The following is a 16,629-nucleotide window of genomic DNA, read 5'->3' on the forward strand; positions in this document are numbered from 1 at the left end:
ATTCCATGAGCGACGAGAACTTCATGCAACAGGCGCTGGCCCAGGCACGCCAGGCCGCTGCCGCGGGCGAAGTGCCCGTGGGCGCGGTGGTGGTGCGGCGCGGCGAGGTCATTGCGACCGGCCGCAATGCACCAGTCGACGGGCACGACCCGACGGCGCATGCCGAGATCGTGGCCTTGCGCGCTGCGGCGCAGGCGCTGGGCAACTACCGGCTCGACGACTGCGAACTCTTTGTCACGCTCGAGCCTTGCGCCATGTGCAGCGGCGCCATGCTGCATGCGCGGCTCAAACGCGTGGTGTTCGGCGCGGGCGACCCCAAGACCGGCGCAGCCGGTTCGGTCCTCAACCTGTTTGCCGAAGCCCGGCTGAACCACCAGACGGTCTTGCAGGGCGGCGTGCTGGCGGGGGAGTGCGGTGAACTGCTGCAGGGTTTCTTCCGCCAACGCCGGGCCGACAAGCGCGAAGAGGCCCGCTTGGCCCATCCGCTGCGCGACGACGCGCTGCGCACGCCCGAAGCGGCTTTCGATGATTTACCAGGCTACCCCTGGCAGCCCCGCTACGTCAGTGAGCTGCCGGCACTGGGCGGGCTGCGCTTGCATTACCTCGATGAAGGCGGAGAAGGTGAAGCAGGCGAGGGCGGCGTGACTTACCTGTGCCTGCACGGCAACCCGGCCTGGAGCTATCTGTACCGCAAGATGATTCCCGTGCTGCTGGAGGCCGGGCATCGCGTGGTCGCGCCCGACCTGATCGGCTTCGGCAAAAGCGACAAGCCCAAGAAGGACAGCTTCCACAGCTTCAGCACCCATCGCCAGATCCTCCTGGAGCTGGTCGAAAGCCTGGACCTGCGGAATGTGGTGCTGGTGGTGCAGGACTGGGGTGGCCTGCTGGGCCTCACGCTGCCCATGGCGGCGCCGCAGCGCTACAAGGGGCTGCTGGTCATGAACACCACACTGGGCACCGGCGATGCGCCGCTGCCCGCGGGCTTTGTGGCCTGGCGCGAGATGTGCGCAAAAAATCCCGAGTTCGATGTGGCGCGCCTGTTCGCCCGCGGCAACCCGCAGATGAGTGCCGCCGAGTGCGCGGCCTACAGCGCGCCTTTCCCGGATAAAGGCCACCGGGCGGCCTTGCGCGCCTTCCCGCCCATGGTGCCCGGTAGCCCCGATGCCGACGGCGCCGCCATCTCACGGCAGGCGCGCGATTTCTGGCAAAACGACTGGACGGGCCGCAGCCTGATGGTGGTGGGCGCGCAGGATCCGGTGCTGGGCCCGCCCGTCATGCGTGGGCTGCGGGCCCTGATCCGCGGCTGCGGTGAACCCGTGGTGCTCGAACAGGCCGGGCATTTTGTGCAGGAGCACGGCGAGCCGGTCGCGCGCCGGGCCCTGGCGTTTTTCAGCCCGGCAGCCTGAAGACCGGCAAATGCCAGCCCATGAAGATGGCGCCGATCCGCAGCGCCGCCACGGCCGCCAGGCCCGCGCCGAATGCCCATGAAGGCTTGAGTCCCAAGGCCTTCAGCAGCAGGTAAAGCGTGATCCCGGCGATCGCGGCGCTGGCATATATGTCCTGGCGCAGCAGCAGCGGCACCTGGTTGCTGCAGAGGTCGCGCATCAAGCCACCCGCCACGCCCGTCATGGTGCCCATCACCACCACGATGATGGGCGACAGCCGCGCGGCTTCGGCCAATTGCGCGCCCGACAGCGCGAACAGCGCCAGTCCGAGCGCGTCGGCCACCCGCAGGGCCTGCGTCGGGATCGGCAACAGCTGCACATACAGCACGGTGCCCAACGCCGCCGCAGCGATCACCAGCAGGTAGGCGGGCCTGGCCATCCAGAACACCGGGTGGCGGTTCATCAACAGGTCGCGCAGGGTGCCGCCGCCTATGGCGGTCAGCGCCGCCAGCACCAGCACGCCCAGCAGGTCCAGTTGCAGCCGCCCGGCCGCCAGTGCGCCGCTCACGGCAAAGACGGCAACGCCCAGCAGGTCCAGCGCATACAGCATCATGGTGGTCCCGTTTATACCCGCTGCCGTGCCGCCGGGGAAAGTTGCGGCGGCAGTGGGATACTTGCAGCCGTGAAAAAACATATCTACATCTACTCCCCCTCCAGCGCCGTGCGCGACAAAGCCGCTTTCAAGCGCGGCGTGCGGCGTCTCACCGCCCTGGGCCATGAAGTTGAGGTCGACACCGACGCGCTCGCGCGCCACCAGCGTTTTGCCGGCGACGACGACACCCGGCTAGCGGCCATCCACCGCGCGGCCGCCAGCGGCGCCGACGTGGCCCTGATCTCACGCGGCGGCTACGGCCTGTCGCGCATCCTGCCGGGCATCCAGTACAAGGCCGTCGCCAAGGCCATCGCCGGCGGCACCCGCTTCGTGGGCCTGAGCGATTTCACGGCCTTCCAGATGGCGGTGATGGCCAAGACCGGCGCGGTGACCTGGGCCGGCCCGGCGCTGGGCGAGGATTTCGGCGCCCAGGCGCCGGACGAGATCACCGAAGCCTGTTTCGACGACCTGGTCACGGGGCAAGGCGAGGGCACGGGCTGGCAACTGCCCAAACCCGCGGCCGACGCCAAGCCGGTGGCCGATTTCATGGTCAAGGATGCGGTACTTTGGGGCGGCAACCTGGCCATGCTGTCCTCGCTGGTGGGCACGCCCTACCTGCCGGCCGTCAAGGGCGGCATCCTGTTCATCGAAGACGTCGCCGAGCATCCCTACCGCGTGGAACGCATGCTCACGCAGCTGCTGCATGCCGGCGTGTTGGCGCAGCAAAAAGCCATCATCTTCGGCCAATTCACGAATTACGCGCTGGTGCCGCATGACAAGGGCTTCAAGCTGGCGACGGTGATTGCCTGGCTGCAAAGCAAGGTCAAGGCGCGCGTGCTGACGGGATTGCCTTTCGGCCACGTGCCGACCAAGGTGATGCTGCCGGTGGGCCTGAAAACCACCCTGGCGGTGGAGGGACGCGACGCCTTTGTGCTCTGGGGCCATTTGCACGGAGCGCATGGAGCACACTGAGCCGGCGCGCAGGGGGCCGGCTGCAAGCGGACAAAAATAAACCAGCTAGAAGCTGGTTTAAAAAGTTGCCTTGGAGGCCAGGAAGAAACTGAAGAAACTCTGGAGACTGAAAAAGAGAAGAAGAAACTCAACTAACGAATCAACTAACGAAGGAAAAGGGTTCAGGTGGTGAGCGGGCTGGACCGCGAACTCAGTCCGCGAGGCAGCATGCCCTTGAATTTGTCGCTGATGCGGCTGACTTTCTCACGGGCGATGGTCTCACCGTGCATGGCCGCCAGCACCGCCATCACGTCGCCGCGGGTGTACCACAGGCTCTGCACGTCCTGGGCGTAGCGCACGCGGCGGGTAATCTTGGGATAGTGTTTTTCGCCGAATTCGCCGAGTTCGTCGAGGATGAACTGGCGGATGTCCTCGGTGCGGTCTTCCAGCACCGACGGAGTAACCTCTCCAGAGCCCAGCAAAGCCATGAAGCTGCTTTTCAGATTCGGTTTTAACCAGCGCATGTGTTTCACAACTTTCTACCGGAACATCCGTGGGATATTTGTCCGCGTCCCCGTGGAACGACGTCTTCTGTTAGATTAAGACGACATCTAAGGATATGCAAGGTGTTTTGTGTGAAATGGTTAACGCAAAACAACAATTGAATCAAGGAGTTAGTAACCAGATGTCAAGTTGATTCTGGTTTTGAACACTGTTTAATTCTTTAGGCCTACAGGGAGATTTCCCCTGTGAGTCGAAAGTCACCCACCATTTTTTCGGCATTATTCACCATTTTTCGGGCCTTCTCCAGGCCCTTTCCGGACCGCCATGAGCACACAAATGACCGTATATCCCGCGCATTACATCAATGGCCAATGGGTCAAGGCCCAGTCTTCCGAAACCCTGCCCGTCCATGATTCCAGCACCGAGGCCCTGATGGCGACGGTGCCCGCCGGCACTGCGGCGGAGGCCGAAGCCGCCGTGCTGGCGGCCCGTGCGGCCTTTGAGGGCTGGGCGGCCCTGCCGGTCGAGACGCGTGCGGCCTACCTCGACAAGGTGGCGGCCGGCGTCAAGGCCCGCACCGAGGACCTCGCCGTGGCCATTGCCCGCGAGGTCGGCATGCCCCTGAAGATGGCCCGCGCCGTCCAGGTGGGCGGCCCGGCCTGGCACTGGGGCAATTTCGCCAAGGTGGCGCGGCAGTTTCAATGGGAAAAGACCGTCGGCAACTCGCTGGTGGTGCGCGAGGCGATAGGCGTGGTGGGCTGCATCACGCCCTGGAACTTCCCGCTGAGCCAGATCACGCTCAAGATCGCCCCGGCCATGGTGGCGGGTTGCACCGTGGTGCTCAAGCCCAGCGAGATCGCGCCGGTCAACGCCATGATCCTGGCCGAGATCATCCACGAGGCGGGCCTGCCGCCCGGCGTGTTCAACCTGGTCAACGGCATGGGCCCGGTGGTGGGCGAAGTGCTGGCCACGCACCCGGAAGTCGACATGGTGAGCTTTACCGGCTCCACCCGCGCCGGCAAGCGGGTGGGTGAACTCGCCAGCCAGACCATCAAGCGCGTGGCGCTGGAGCTGGGCGGCAAGTCGGCCAGCGTGGTGCTCGACGACGCCAATTTCGAGGCCGCCATCAAGGGGACGGTTTCGGCCTGCATGCTCAACAGCGGGCAGACCTGCTCGGCCCACACCCGCCTGCTGGTGCCGGCCGGGCGTTATGAAGAGGTCAAGGCCCTGGCCCAGGCCGCCGTCGCCAAGTTCAGCATAGGCCCCAGCCTGGAGGAGGGCAGCAAGCTCGGCCCCCTGGTCAGCGCCGGCCAGCGCGACCGTGTGCTGGGATTCATCCGCACCGGCATTGAAGAGGGCGCGGACGTGATCGCCGGCGGCGCCGAGGCGCCCGCCTTCGACAAGGGCTATTTTGTCCAGCCCACCATCCTGGGCATCAAGGCAACGGATACGCTGGCCCAGGAGGAAATCTTCGGCCCGGTGCTGGTGGTCATTCCTTACAAGGACGAAGAGGATGCCGTGGCGATTGCCAACAGCACGATTTACGGCCTGGGCGGCGCCGTCTGGAGCGGCACCGACGAGCACGCCATGAAGGTCGCGCGCCGCCTGCGCACCGGCCAGGTCGACATCAACGGCGGGCCCTTCAACGGCCAGGCGCCCTTCGGCGGTTACAAACAGTCAGGAAACGGCCGTGAAAACGGCATCTATGGCTTTGAGGAATTCCTGGAGTTCAAAGCCATGCAGCTCAAGCCCAGCACGAGCTGAGTTTTCGCACCCCACCCTGGCCGGGCAAGCGGCCAGGGCAGCGCGCCGGTACGCATTTTTGTCATAAGTCCCATGTGCTACTTATGTTTTAATGGCGTCAAAACTACAAGCAGTTACATCGATTTATGGCAGAAGTTACCGTCGTTTTTGCCGATCTCACAGGAAGCACCGGGGTTTTTGAATCGCTGGGCAATGCCAAGGCCACACAGGCCATCACGCGACTGACCCAGTGGATAGGCAAGGTCTGCCAGGCCTACCGCGGCCACGTCGTGAAATACCTCGGCGACGGCGTGCTGGTGGTGTTTCCCGACAATGCCGACGCCGTCGACGCGGTGACCGAACTGCAGCGGGTTCACCGCGAACGCATCCGCAACTGGCCCGAACAACTCAAGATGCGCCTGCAAACGGGCGTGGCGCGCGGTGAAATCGTTGAGCAGGACGGCGACTGCTTCGGCGACGCCGTCAACCTGGCCTCGCGCCTGAGCGACCTGTCGGGCCCCGACCAGATCCTGGCCACCGACGCCGTCATCCGGCACTTACCATCTGACACACTTGTGCGCTCCCGAAGCCTGGGCGCGCTGGAAATCCGCGGCCGCACCGAGGCCTGCCTGGTGCACCGCATCGAATGGCAGGCCGAGGTCATGTCGGAGTCCTTCACCGTGCCCGCCAGCCTGACGGTGCCGTCGGCGACGCCGCCGGCCGCCGCCCTGGCGCTGATCGAGCTTTGCTGGCTGGACATCAACACCGCCTTCGCCTCGACCGAGCTGCCCATCTTCCTGGGCCGCGACCAGGATGCGCATTTTGTGGTGCAGGATCCGCGCGTGTCCCGCCGGCATGCCCGGATTGAATACCGCGCGGGCAAGTTTTTCCTCGAAGACGTCAGCAGCTACGGCACCTGGGTGCGCTTTTCCGACAATGCGGCGGTGGTGGCGTTGCGCCGGCAGGAATGCGTGCTGCTGCTCGAAGGCGAGATCGCGCTGGGCGCCCCCTTTGAAGATTTCACCGTGCCCACCGTCAGTTTCAAGTTTGCCGACGGCAAAATGCACTTGCAGAAAAAATAGGCCGGGGCCATCCTGCCGGATGCGGGATGCCAAAAAAGGCCCGCCACTTGCCGTGGCACTGCCGCCGCTGATCCCCAGCCGGCGAACTTACAGGGAACACGATCTTGGTCTGGTTCAAACGGATTTCCGCCGCCTTGGCCGCCTTGCTGCTGATTGCCGCGGCGGCCGCGGGCATTTATGTGTACCGGGCCAGTCCCATGCTGGACGGCGAGCTGCGGGCCGCCGGCCTGCGCGATCGCGTGATCCTGGCGCGCGACCCGTCCGACGTCACCCACATCAAGGCCCAATCGCCGCGCGACGCCTGGTTTGCCCTCGGCTATGTGCACGCCCAGGAACGCGGCTGGCAGCTGGAGTTCAACCGGCGCGCGATGCACGGTGAACTCTCAGAGGTGTTCGGGCCGGCCACGCTGGACACCGACAAGCTGCTGCGCACCCTGGGCGTGGTGCGCGCCGCCGAGCGCCAGTGGCAGGGCCTGCCCGCCGAGGGGCGCGAGGCCATGCAGGCCTACAGCGAGGGCATCAACGCCTTTTACGCCGGCTCGCCGCAGGCCTTGTCCCCCGAGTTCCACATCCTGGGTGTCAAGCCCGGCGGCAATTCCGGCACCGCCTGGTCGCCCACCGACAGCCTGGCCTGGTCGCTGATGATGGCGCTGGACCTGGGCGGCAACTGGGGCACCGAATTCGCGCGCCTGTCGGCCGCCCGCGTGCTCAAGACGCCTGAACTTTGGCAGCTGTTCCCGCCTTATCCGGGCGAGCAGCCGGCGTCCAAGGTGGACTTCAGCAAGCTCTACGCCGAGCTCGGCGTGTACCGGGCGGAGTTGCCCGCCCCCCAAAAGGTCTCAGCCGGCCGGCCCGACCCCGGGGCGGTCGCCATGGCGCAAGGCATCAACCGCTGGGCCGAGGCACTGGGCGAGGTCGACGGCAAGGGCTCCAACAACTGGGTGGTGGCGGGCGCGCGCAGCACGAGCGGCAAACCCCTGCTGGCCAACGACCCGCACCTGGGCCTGTCGGCGCCGGCCATCTGGTACTTCGCGCGCCTGCAGGCACCCGCCGGCGGGGGCGGTGATGCAGGCACCGGGCTGGACGTCATCGGCGCGACCTTGCCCGGCCTGCCTTTTGTGGTCCTGGGCCGCACCCAAAAAATGGCCTGGGGATTCACCAACACCGCGCCCGACGTGCAGGACCTGTACCTGGAGCAGATCAATCCCGCCAAGCCCGGGCAATACCGCATCCCGGCCGCCGCAGGCACCGCCTGGGCCGACTTCCAGACCCGCCGCGAAACCATCAAGGTCAAGGGCCAGCCCGACGTGTTGCTGGACGTGCGCGAAACCCGCCACGGCCCGGTGCTCAGCGACGTGCAGAAATCGCACGCCGAACTGCTGGACACCCGCAAGTACGTCATCGCGCTGCGCTGGAGCGCGCTGGACGCCGACAACCAGACCGTGCTCGCGGGCCTGCGCATCAACCGCGCCCAGTCCGTGCAGGAACTGGTGGACGCCTTCGCGGCGCACCACTCGCCCATGCAAAACGTCGTGGCGGCGGACGTCGCGGGCGGCCTGGCCTTCAAGGCCGCCGGCAAGGTACCGCTGCGCAAGCCCGACAACGACATCCGCGGCATCGCGCCGTCGCCCGGATGGGACGCCCGCTACGACTGGGCCGGCTGGCTGCCGTATGCGCAAACGCCCGAGGCCGGCCGCGCCGCCATCGAGGCCAAAGGCTGGTGGGCCACGGCCAACCAGCGCATCACGCCGCCGGCTTATCCCTTCTTCATGGGCCAGGACTGGACCGTGCCTTACCGCTACGACCGCATCGAGCAGCTGCTGGCGGCCGCGCCAAAGCACGACGTGGCCTCCATGCAAAAAATCCAGGCCGACCTGCTGTCGCCCGCGACGCTCAAGCTGCTGCCTTTCCTGCAGAAAACGCTGGCGCAGCCGGTCAAGCACCCGCTGGCCGAAGCCGCGCGCAAAGCCCTGGCCGGTTTTGACGGCACCATGCGCGCCGACCAGGCTGCGCCGCTGGTGTTTGCCGCCTGGGCCGACGAGCTCACGCGCGGCATCCTCGGCGGCAAGCTGGGCGAGGCGACGTTCAGGCCGCTTTATGGCAAGCGCCATTTCAGGAGTGCGCTGGAGGACATCCTGGAGCGCCAGGACGGCAACTGGTGCGGCGCGGCAGGTTGCCAGGCGCAGTCCGCGGCGGCGCTGGCCCGCGCGCTGGACCGCCTGCAGGCGGCTTACGGCGCCGACGTCGCCGGCTGGACCTGGGGCAGGGCGCATCCGGCCCTGTCGGCGCACAAACCTTTCGGCAACGTCGCCTGGCTTGCACCCTGGTTTGACGTGCGTGTGCCCACGGGCGGCGACCCGTTCACCGTCAACGTGGGCCAGTACTGGGCCACGGGCGACGCCACGCCCTTTGCCAACCGGCAAGCCGCGTCCCTGCGCGCGGTGTACGACATGGGCGACCCCGAGAAATCCCTCTTTATCTACCAGACCGGGCAGAGCGGCCTGGTGTTTTCCGGCCGCTACCGCGACATGAGGGGCAGCTGGGCCGCCGTGCAGTACCGGCCCCTGCAGATGAACCCGCCGGCCTTCGCGCACCAGCTCACGCTGACACCCTGAAGGCCCTGGCGGCCCCGAAGCTCACGCCGGGATCGCATCCACATTGAGCCGGTCCCAGTGGCGGTGCTGCGCGATCGCCGCCAGCAAATCCTGCGACACCTGGCCGTCCGTGACCTTGCGCGCATCGGCAATGATGACGCCTGGCGTAGGCTCGCTGACGGCTTCCGGGTCTTTGCCCAGGCTGAAACCCAGGGTGGACAGCAGCTGCGCGCCGTCGTTCAGCGCGCAAATCGTCTTGCAGTGCTTGTAGGTCTCCAGCACAAAGTGCACCGCCTCGCCCATGGCGCCCAGCGTGGCGGCGCTCTCGCTGCCGCCGGGTATCAGCACCGCGTCGAACATCACCGAGGGCATGTTGGTGAAAGTGTGGTCCACCGCCAGTTGCCGGCCCGACGAGGTGCTCACGGTACCCAGGTGCGGCGCCACCAGCTTGCACTGGGCGCCGGCATCCAGCAGGTCCTGCTGCAGGCGCTTGAGCGCCGCGGCCTCCACGCCGTCGGCCACCAGGATGGCCACCTTGCGCGTCCTGGCGCTGCCGCCCGGGCGGCCCACCATGCGCAGGGCCGGGTCTTCCTCCACCTTGCTGGTGATGCGGTGTTCGCGAAAACCCAGCCTGCCGGCCGCGGCCTTGGGGTCGGGCGGCTTGATGCCCAGGGGCGCGGCCACGCGCGTGGCCAGCTTCAGGTCCACATGGGCCAGGTTGTCCACCATGCGCTGGCGGATCTCGGGCACCTCCACTTTGGAAAGCTCAAAGCGAAAGCCCGCCACGATATGGTCTTTCTCCGGCGGGCTCTGGCTGTTCCAGAACAGCGCGGCCTGGGAAAAATGGTCGTCAAAAGAAGGGCTGCGGCGCCGGATTTTCGGCGGCTCCAAGGGCTCCGGATACGACTGGAAGCCCTGCGCGCCGCCGTCCACCCTGAACTCGGTGCCGTTGCCCAGCGTGTTGGGCTCGTAGGCGACCCTGCCCTTGGCGATGGCCTGGCGGTGCATGCCGTCGCGCTGGAAGTTGTGCATGGGGCAGACCGCGCGGTTGATCGGGATTTCATGGAAGTTGGCGCCGCCCAGGCGCGACAGCTGGGTGTCGGTGTACGAGAACAGCCGGCCCTGCAGCAGCGGGTCGTTGGAAAAATCAATGCCCGGCACCAGGTGGCCCGGGTGGAAAGCCACCTGCTCGGTTTCGGCGAAAAAATTGTCCGGGTTTCGGTTCAGCACCATCTTGCCGATGAGCTGCACCGGCACCTGCGCCTCGGGAATCAGCTTGGTCGGGTCGAGGATGTCAAAGCCCAGTTCAGCTTCCTTGCCTTCGTCGACGATCTGCACGCCCAGCTCCCACTCGGGGAAGTTGCCGCTTTCAATCGCCTCCCACAGGTCGCGCCTGTGGAAGTCGGGGTCCTTGCCGGCGATCTTCTGCGCCTCGTCCCAGGCCAGGCCGTGCACGCCCAGCTTGGGTTTCCAGTGGAATTTCACAAAAAAGGCGCCGCCCCGGGCATTGATGAAACGAAAGGCGTGCACCCCGAAGCCCTCCATCATGCGAAAGCTGCGCGGCAGGGCGCGGTCCGACATGGCCCACATCAGCATGTGCGTGGACTCGGGCATCAGCGAGGCGAAGTCCCAGAAGGTGTCGTGGGCGCTGGCCGCCTGCGGCATTTCGTTGTGGGGTTCGGGCTTGACCGCGTGGATCAGGTCCGGGAATTTGATCGCATCCTGGATGAAGAACACGGGAATGTTGTTGCCCACCAGGTCGTAATTGCCCTCGGCGGTGTAGAACTTCACCGCGAAGCCGCGCACGTCGCGCACCGTGTCGGCCGAACCCCGGGAGCCGGCCACGGTGGAAAAACGCACGAAAACCGGTGTTTCCACATCCGGGTCCTGCAGGAAGCCGGCGCTGGTGTACTGCACCATGGACTTGTAGGGCTTGAAATAGCCGTGCGCGCCCGCGCCCCGGGCATGCACCGCGCGCTCCGGAATGCGCTCGTGGTCGAAGTGGGTGATTTTTTCGCGGAGGATGAAATCCTCCAGCAGGGTCGGGCCTCGCACGCCGGCCTTCAGCGAGTTGTGGTTGTCCGGGATCTGCAAGCCCTGGTTGGTCGTCAGCACCGGCGTACTGCCGGCGGTGAAGCTTTCCAGCTGGGTCTTCTTGTCTTTGGCGCCGTCCGTGTTCCGGTGAGGGCTGGCAGTGTTGCGCTTGGAGGGCGGCATGAACATCCTTGTGTCAAAAAAGGGACTCCGCCCGGGGCTGGTGGCCTACAGGCGGATGCGGGAGGGAAGGTGCGCAAACATCGGCCAGGCACCGGCGCCGTGTGGCAGTCAGTTGTCGAGCAGGCCTTCCAGCACTTTGACCGTGGCCAGCAGGCCCAGCGCGGCAATCGTGCCCGCCAGGCACCAGGCCATGAATTCCTGCAGGACTTGCGCGATGCTGTCCGGCAGGGCCATGGAGACCAGGAACAGGCCCGCCGCGCAGACCAGCACCGTCAGGAAGGCGTGGAGCAGGTCGATATTGCGAGGGTCGGCATGGACCCGCCAGGCGGTCAGCAGCCCCGCGGCCATGCCTGTCAAAAGTCCGGCCATCAGCTTCATGGTGGTGATTTCCTGTGCTTGGGTGATCGTCACTGGGTGGTGCATGGACATTACGGGCTCGCGGCCGGCCGGGTGGTAGCCCGACGTCGGCGTGCCATGTAAGGGCTTTCTGCTCCTCGCGTAAGACACCGCTTACCGGCCCAACAGGGATGAGCGGAGGCGGGCGTCCTTCCCCGGCCGGGTGGGCGTTGAAAAGGGGGCATGGCACCGCGTGGCCTTTTCTCCTACAAGGCCATGCTCGCCCCTCCGGCACAAAGCCGCGGGCAGCGCACGTAAATTCAGGGGCATGAAAACCGGCATGAGCCCACCCCACCTCCCTTGTTTGCCTTTGCTGCGGATCGGCACCCCATCATGAAAATGCGAACCTACCTCGTGGAAGACAATCCGACCATCCGCGACAACCTGATCAGCACGCTGGAAGAGCTGGCGCCCGTGCAGTCGGTCGGCAGCTGCGAAACCGAAGACGAGGGCACCGAATGGCTGACGCACCATGAAGGCCAGTGGGACCTTGCCATCGTCGACCTGTTCCTCAAACAGGGCAGCGGCCTCAGAATCCTGCAAGCCTGCCGCGCGCGCAGCCCCTTGCAGAAGATCGTGGTCTTCAGCAACTACGCCACGCGCGAAATGCGCATGCGCTGCGCCGAGCTGGGCGTGGACGCGGTGTTCGACAAGTCCACCGAAATCGATTGCCTGCTGGCCTACTGTGTCACCCAGAGCCGCAAGCTGGAAACCGCCGCTAATGACGAGTCCAGGAACTCGCTGAATTCAAGGCTGCAGTCCGCCTGAACCCGAACCCGCAGCACATCCAGGGCCTGACCATGAGCACACCTGCGGCTTCACTCGCCGACATGCCCATCGAGCTGCCGCCCTATACCGGGCCCAGGCGGCTGGACGACGATGTGTTCCAGACGGCCGAAGAAGCCGTGCTGGTTGAAGGGCAGGGCAGTGCCGCCGCGCTGCAGCTGCCGTCATCCGGTACTGCCGCCACCGGCAGCCGCCGTGGTTTGCCGTTCATGCAGGCTATTCGCGCGCATGTCGCGGCCCGGCCCGGCCAGTCAGCCCTGCTGGCCGCCGCGGCGGGCGCACTGGCCATGCTGGCCTTGCGTTCGCAATTGCGCGGCCGCTTGCAGCTACCGCGCCGGCCCCATTTGCGATGACGCCGGGCGGGCGGGCCCCTGAATCAAGGAAAATTTCAATGCCCCTGCATCTTCATGTTCCCCAGCCGCCGCCCGGTACACCGGGCATCCATATCCCCGAGGAAGTCCCGCCGCTGATCGTGCCGCCCGAACCGGGCATGCCGCCCGAGGTGACTGATCCACCGCCGCCCGAGCCCACGCTGCCGATTCGCGAGCCGGGCACCCATGTCCCGCCCCAGGCCAGGCCGGCCAGGACTTCCGACTTCTAGCCTTTGGCCTTTCGCTTCCGGTTTAGGAGGCCTGCTGGCGCTGGTATTCGGCCCGCTTCATGGTGAGGTAGCTTTCCTTGTCCACCTCATGCAGCTGGCGGGCGTACTGCTCGGTCGCGTCGAACCAATGCTGCAGGCGCGCCTCCAACTGCTGGGCCGGCGGCTTGTCCAGGGAGGCCAGGTAGGCCTCTATCGCCAGGTAGTAGCGCATGGTGTTGCGCTCCACCGTGCCGCGCATGCCGTCCACAAAGGCGGTGGTGTTGCCGCGTTGCACCCGTGTGAAGCCGACCTTGCCGCTGCCGGCCGTGGCCAGGTAGCCCTGCATGGCCAGGCGGCCGGCGACGCCGTAGCCGTAGGAATAGCGCAGGTGCATAAAAGTCTTGCCGCCGGGAAGCGGCACCGCCTGCAGCTCGATACGGTAGTTGTTCGTGCCCAGGGGGCCTTTGTCAGACCTCAGGTTCGCCGCCAGGTAGTCGGGCAAGCTGGCGGCCAGCCGGTAGCTGAATTGCAGCGCAAAAGCATCTTCCAGTTGCTGCTCGGTCTTTTTGCCGATGTGCATGTTCAGCAGGCTCGGGCTTTCGTCCGTGCTCGCATGGCAGTACTTGGTGTTGATGTGCAGGATCAGCATCTCGCACCAGCGCCTGGGGCTTTTGAAGGCGCCGCTGACGGTGGCGAACGGCGAATTCAGCACCGCATACGCGCTGCCGGTCACGACATTGGGATTCTCGGTTGACTCCAGAAACAGCGGCCTGCGGTAGGCATTCTGCGCAAGCTGTCCGGCCAGTTCCGCGTGCTTTTCGAGCAGGGCCGGTGCGCCGGATTCCGCGTTCGCGGCGCTTGCCTGCGGCGCTTGCGCGTTAGCCGGGAAATGGGCGGCGCAAAGCAGCCAGCCGCACAGCAGGACATGGCGCCCCAGGCGTCGAAGAGGACTCATGGCTTCAGTGTGCCAGCGCGAGCGGGGCCTGTTGTGCATACGCTCCCTCGTCCTACATGGAGTCGCCGCGAGCGTGAAGGCCGCGGCCGTTCAGGCTTGCGCCGTCTCCGCCAGCGCCGGTGAATCCACCGCGGCGGCGGGTTCGAACTGCAGCGTGAGTCGGCTCTTCCCGTGATGAACCAGTTGCGCGGATTCCTGCTCGGCCAGTACCTGCACATCGAGCCACTCCAGCAGGCGGTAGGGCGGCTTGTCCGCCGCGCGCATGGGCTCGGCGCCATCGTGCGGCTTGAGTTCGATGTGAAGGGAAAAAATGTCCTGGGCAAACTCCGCCTCTATGAGCACCTTGCCGGGCGCGGCGGCCGCATCGGTCAGTGCGATGAGGGCGGCGGTCAGCACTGTGCGAAGCGCGGACTGGGGCAGTTGCACAACGGGGCCGCCGGTGTTGTCGACCACCGAAAAGCCCCTGAACGAAAGCTGCGTCGTCACCATGCCCAGGCATTCCGCGATGCCGGCGCCGGCGGTGATCAAACGCTTTTCCTTGGGTGCCAGCCAGCTCATCAGGTCCACGCAGGATGCGGCCGCTTCCTTGGTCAGCGCCACGATGTCGCGCGCGTTTCTCAGCAGCGCTTCCGGGTCCGTGTCGGCTTTTTGCAAGCGCCGCTCCAGCATCGCCGCCACCATGGCAATCGGCTGCAGCGTTCCCGCCATGTTGTGGCGTATCACCGGGGCCAGCCGGCGCAGCAGTGCGTAGTGCGCCGCTTCTGCCTCGCAGCTCTGCAATCCGCTTGCCAGTGTTGCCGTGCTGCTGGATGGAACGCTCATGGTGCTGCCGCCGATGGTAGTTTCACAAAAACTGCAGGCGAATCTGCAGGGCCCACGCCGTGCAGCAACACACATCCGGCTGCGATATTTTTCAAGGCGTAACTACAAAATGTACAGCGGTCAAATGGAAGTTCATGTAAGCCAAAGCCTACAGTTTGGCCGCTGTGACAGGCTCGCCGCACATTGTTTTCGCCCTTAGGAAAATAGTGTGCGATTTGGTTGTCATTCTGTATCTTCGCGAGTAATCTCGGCACCCGTTTCTACAAAAAGTTACCCTCAATACAGGATGAACGATATGGAAGCTTTAACCAAGCTTTCGGTGGTAGAGCGCGACACCGAATTGAAGTCCATTCTCAAATCTTTGAGCGCGCTCAGGCGCGGCGAATCCGGCGTCACACTTCCAACCGAGTGGGATGGCGTCTATGGAAAGATCGCCGCCGAATTCAACCAGCTCTCGGCCATGACGACCGCGACCACCAGCCGCTGCAAAGGCCTGGCGTCCAAGTCCCGCCTGGCAACACGTGCCAGCCGGCGCCTGCCCGAGGAAAAGCTCTCGGGCTTTTGGCTGCAGAACGCGATGGCCATCAACACTGTGCTCGATGAAGCCGAGACAGTGACGGAGCAGACCAAGGTGGTACTGACCGCATTGACCGACCTCAAAAAAGGCGATGCGCGCGCCAGCTTGCCGCAAGACTGGACCGGCGTGCCAGGCAAGGTCGCCGATGCTTTTAACGATGTGGTCTCTGAAAACGTGCGCATGGCCCGAGAACTCGAACGCCTGAGCCGCGTGGTCGGCAAGCAGGGACGCCTCAAGGAGCGGGCCTTTGTGCCCGACGCTTCGGGTTTCTGGCGCGACTCCGCCGAGTCCATCAACTCGCTGATCGCCGACCTGGTGCACCCGACCAGCGAAGTGGCGCGCGTGATAGGCGCCGTGGCGCAAGGCGACCTGTCCAAGAGCATGGCCCTGGAGGCCGAGGGCAAGGCGCTCGAAGGCGAGTTCCTGCGCACCGCCATGATCATCAACAAGATGGTGGAGCAACTGGGCACCTTCTCGGCCGAGGTGACACGGGTGGCGCGCGAGGTGGGCACCGAAGGCAAGCTGGGCGGCCAGGCCGACGTGCAGGGCGTGGCCGGCACCTGGAAGGACTTGACCGACTCGGTCAACTCCATGGGCTCCAACCTGACCGCGCAGGTGCGCAACATTGCCGAGGTGACGACGGCCGTGGCCGCCGGTGACCTTTCCAAGAAGATCACGGTGGACGTCAAGGGCGAGATCCTCGAACTCAAGAACACCATCAACACCATGGTGGACCAGCTGCGCTCCTTCGCTTCCGAAGTGACGCGGGTGGCGCGTGAAGTGGGTACCGAGGGCAAGCTGGGCGGCCAGGCCGATGTGCAGGGCGTGGCCGGCACCTGGAAGGACTTGACCGACAACGTGAACTTCATGGCCGGCAACCTGACCAGCCAGGTGCGCAACATCGCCGACGTGACCAAGGCCGTGGCGGCCGGTGACCTTTCGAAGAAGATCACGGTGGACGTGAAGGGCGAGATTCTTGAACTCAAGAACACCATCAACACCATGGTGGACCAGTTGTCGTCGTTTGCCTCCGAGGTGACGCGTGTGGCGCGCGAGGTGGGCACCGAGGGCAAGCTGGGCGGCCAGGCCGATGTGCAAGGCGTGGCCGGCACCTGGAAGGACTTGACCGACTCGGTCAACTCCATGGGCTCCAACCTGACCGGCCAGGTGCGGAACATTGCCGAGGTGACGACCGCCGTGGCGGCCGGTGACCTTTCGAAGAAGATCACCGTGGACGTGAAGGGCGAAATCCTGGAACTCAAGAACACCATCAACACCATGGTGGACCAGCTTTCTTCGTTTGCCTCCGAAGTGACGCGTGTGGCGCGTGAAGTGGGTACCGAGGGCAAGCTGGGCGGCCAGGCCGATGTGCAGGGCGTGGCCGG

Annotated in this window: 15 protein-coding genes; 9 read left to right on the forward strand and 6 right to left on the reverse strand. The window is 65.5% G+C overall.

Annotation, left to right across the window (positions count from 1 at the left end):
• The first annotated feature begins 5 nt into the window (after positions 1-5).
• Positions 6-1,406 carry a tRNA adenosine(34) deaminase TadA gene (gene tadA, locus PMI15_RS06520; RefSeq protein WP_007865462.1) on the forward strand — a complete coding sequence of 467 codons (1,401 nt, stop codon included), beginning with the start codon at positions 6-8 and terminating at the stop codon, positions 1,404-1,406.
• Here tadA and PMI15_RS06525 read toward each other — a convergent pair.
• The gene (locus PMI15_RS06525; RefSeq protein WP_007865465.1) at positions 1,390-1,998 is read right to left on the reverse strand and encodes a trimeric intracellular cation channel family protein; all 609 of its coding nucleotides are present in this window, start codon (positions 1,996-1,998) and stop codon (positions 1,390-1,392) included. The two genes, tadA and PMI15_RS06525, sit on opposite strands and share 17 nt — an antisense overlap.
• A 69-nt stretch (positions 1,999-2,067) precedes the next feature.
• Between PMI15_RS06525 and PMI15_RS06530 the strand changes: the two genes are divergently transcribed.
• Positions 2,068-3,009, forward strand: coding sequence for an LD-carboxypeptidase (locus PMI15_RS06530; RefSeq protein WP_007865468.1), 942 nt, complete (start codon positions 2,068-2,070; stop codon positions 3,007-3,009).
• Positions 3,010-3,170: 161 nt separating this feature from the next.
• On the opposite strand, the gene PMI15_RS06535 is transcribed toward PMI15_RS06530, so the two are convergent.
• Positions 3,171-3,512, reverse strand: a complete 342-nt coding sequence (locus tag PMI15_RS06535; RefSeq protein ID WP_036837762.1) for a hypothetical protein — start codon at positions 3,510-3,512, stop codon at positions 3,171-3,173.
• A gap of 316 nt (positions 3,513-3,828) precedes the next feature.
• On the opposite strand from PMI15_RS06535, the gene PMI15_RS06540 reads away from it, so the two are divergent.
• The 3 genes from PMI15_RS06540 to PMI15_RS06550 all read left to right on the forward strand — a co-directional run bounded on the left by PMI15_RS06540 (position 3,829) and on the right by PMI15_RS06550 (position 8,932).
• Complete coding sequence (locus PMI15_RS06540; protein ID WP_036837763.1) at positions 3,829-5,256, forward strand: aldehyde dehydrogenase family protein; 1,428 nt, start codon at positions 3,829-3,831, stop codon at positions 5,254-5,256.
• A 125-nt stretch (positions 5,257-5,381) separates the two neighbouring features.
• Positions 5,382-6,317: an adenylate/guanylate cyclase domain-containing protein gene (locus PMI15_RS06545; RefSeq protein ID WP_007865474.1), complete on the forward strand. Its 936-nt coding sequence runs from the start codon at positions 5,382-5,384 to the stop codon at positions 6,315-6,317.
• A gap of 104 nt (positions 6,318-6,421) precedes the next feature.
• A complete protein-coding gene (locus tag PMI15_RS06550) occupies positions 6,422-8,932 on the forward strand; it encodes a penicillin acylase family protein (RefSeq protein WP_007865476.1) in 2,511 nt (836 codons plus the stop codon).
• 21 nt (positions 8,933-8,953) lie between these two features.
• On the opposite strand, the gene PMI15_RS06555 is transcribed toward PMI15_RS06550, so the two are convergent.
• Positions 8,954-11,128: a catalase gene (locus tag PMI15_RS06555; RefSeq protein ID WP_007865477.1), complete on the reverse strand. Its 2,175-nt coding sequence runs from the start codon at positions 11,126-11,128 to the stop codon at positions 8,954-8,956.
• A 108-nt stretch (positions 11,129-11,236) separates the two neighbouring features.
• Positions 11,237-11,539 carry a hypothetical protein gene (locus PMI15_RS06560; RefSeq protein WP_238541083.1) on the reverse strand — a complete coding sequence of 101 codons (303 nt, stop codon included), beginning with the start codon at positions 11,537-11,539 and terminating at the stop codon, positions 11,237-11,239.
• Positions 11,540-11,857: 318 nt separating this feature from the next.
• Between PMI15_RS06560 and PMI15_RS06565 the strand changes: the two genes are divergently transcribed.
• The 3 genes from PMI15_RS06565 to PMI15_RS06575 are packed head-to-tail and all read left to right on the forward strand — an operon-like array spanning position 11,858 to position 12,911.
• A complete protein-coding gene (locus PMI15_RS06565; protein WP_007865480.1) occupies positions 11,858-12,292 on the forward strand; it encodes a response regulator in 435 nt (144 codons plus the stop codon).
• A 32-nt stretch (positions 12,293-12,324) separates the two neighbouring features.
• Entirely contained in the window at positions 12,325-12,663 is a 339-nt protein-coding gene (locus tag PMI15_RS06570; protein ID WP_007865482.1) for a hypothetical protein, read from the forward strand.
• Positions 12,664-12,701: 38 nt separating this feature from the next.
• Positions 12,702-12,911, forward strand: coding sequence for a hypothetical protein (locus PMI15_RS06575; RefSeq protein ID WP_007865495.1), 210 nt, complete (start codon positions 12,702-12,704; stop codon positions 12,909-12,911).
• 22 nt (positions 12,912-12,933) lie between these two features.
• Here PMI15_RS06575 and PMI15_RS06580 read toward each other — a convergent pair whose 3' ends face one another.
• Both PMI15_RS06580 and PMI15_RS06585 read right to left on the reverse strand, forming a co-directional pair.
• Entirely contained in the window at positions 12,934-13,845 is a 912-nt protein-coding gene (locus PMI15_RS06580) for a hypothetical protein (RefSeq protein ID WP_036837769.1), read from the reverse strand.
• A 90-nt stretch (positions 13,846-13,935) separates the two neighbouring features.
• The gene (locus PMI15_RS06585; RefSeq protein ID WP_007865499.1) at positions 13,936-14,667 is read right to left on the reverse strand and encodes a hypothetical protein; all 732 of its coding nucleotides are present in this window, start codon (positions 14,665-14,667) and stop codon (positions 13,936-13,938) included.
• A gap of 577 nt (positions 14,668-15,244) precedes the next feature.
• Here PMI15_RS06585 and PMI15_RS06590 point away from each other — a divergent pair.
• On the forward strand, positions 15,245-16,629 hold a 1,385-nt coding region (locus tag PMI15_RS06590; RefSeq protein ID WP_162130760.1), incomplete at its 3' end, for a HAMP domain-containing protein.

Source organism: Polaromonas sp. CF318 (assembly GCF_000282655.1).
Taxonomy (GTDB): Bacteria; Pseudomonadota; Gammaproteobacteria; order Burkholderiales; family Burkholderiaceae_C; genus Polaromonas.

Coding starts and splice junctions, on each gene's coding strand:
- tadA (WP_007865462.1), top strand. CDS start 6: ATGAGCGACGAGAACTTCATGCAACAGGCGCTGGCCCAGGCACGCCAG.
- PMI15_RS06525 (WP_007865465.1), bottom strand. CDS start 1,998: ATGATGCTGTATGCGCTGGACCTGCTGGGCGTTGCCGTCTTTGCCGTG.
- PMI15_RS06535 (WP_036837762.1), bottom strand. CDS start 3,512: ATGCGCTGGTTAAAACCGAATCTGAAAAGCAGCTTCATGGCTTTGCTG.
- PMI15_RS06540 (WP_036837763.1), top strand. CDS start 3,829: ATGACCGTATATCCCGCGCATTACATCAATGGCCAATGGGTCAAGGCC.
- PMI15_RS06545 (WP_007865474.1), top strand. CDS start 5,382: ATGGCAGAAGTTACCGTCGTTTTTGCCGATCTCACAGGAAGCACCGGG.
- PMI15_RS06555 (WP_007865477.1), bottom strand. CDS start 11,128: ATGCCGCCCTCCAAGCGCAACACTGCCAGCCCTCACCGGAACACGGAC.
- PMI15_RS06565 (WP_007865480.1), top strand. CDS start 11,858: ATGAAAATGCGAACCTACCTCGTGGAAGACAATCCGACCATCCGCGAC.
- PMI15_RS06570 (WP_007865482.1), top strand. CDS start 12,325: ATGAGCACACCTGCGGCTTCACTCGCCGACATGCCCATCGAGCTGCCG.
- PMI15_RS06575 (WP_007865495.1), top strand. CDS start 12,702: ATGCCCCTGCATCTTCATGTTCCCCAGCCGCCGCCCGGTACACCGGGC.
- PMI15_RS06580 (WP_036837769.1), bottom strand. CDS start 13,845: ATGAGTCCTCTTCGACGCCTGGGGCGCCATGTCCTGCTGTGCGGCTGG.
- PMI15_RS06585 (WP_007865499.1), bottom strand. CDS start 14,667: ATGAGCGTTCCATCCAGCAGCACGGCAACACTGGCAAGCGGATTGCAG.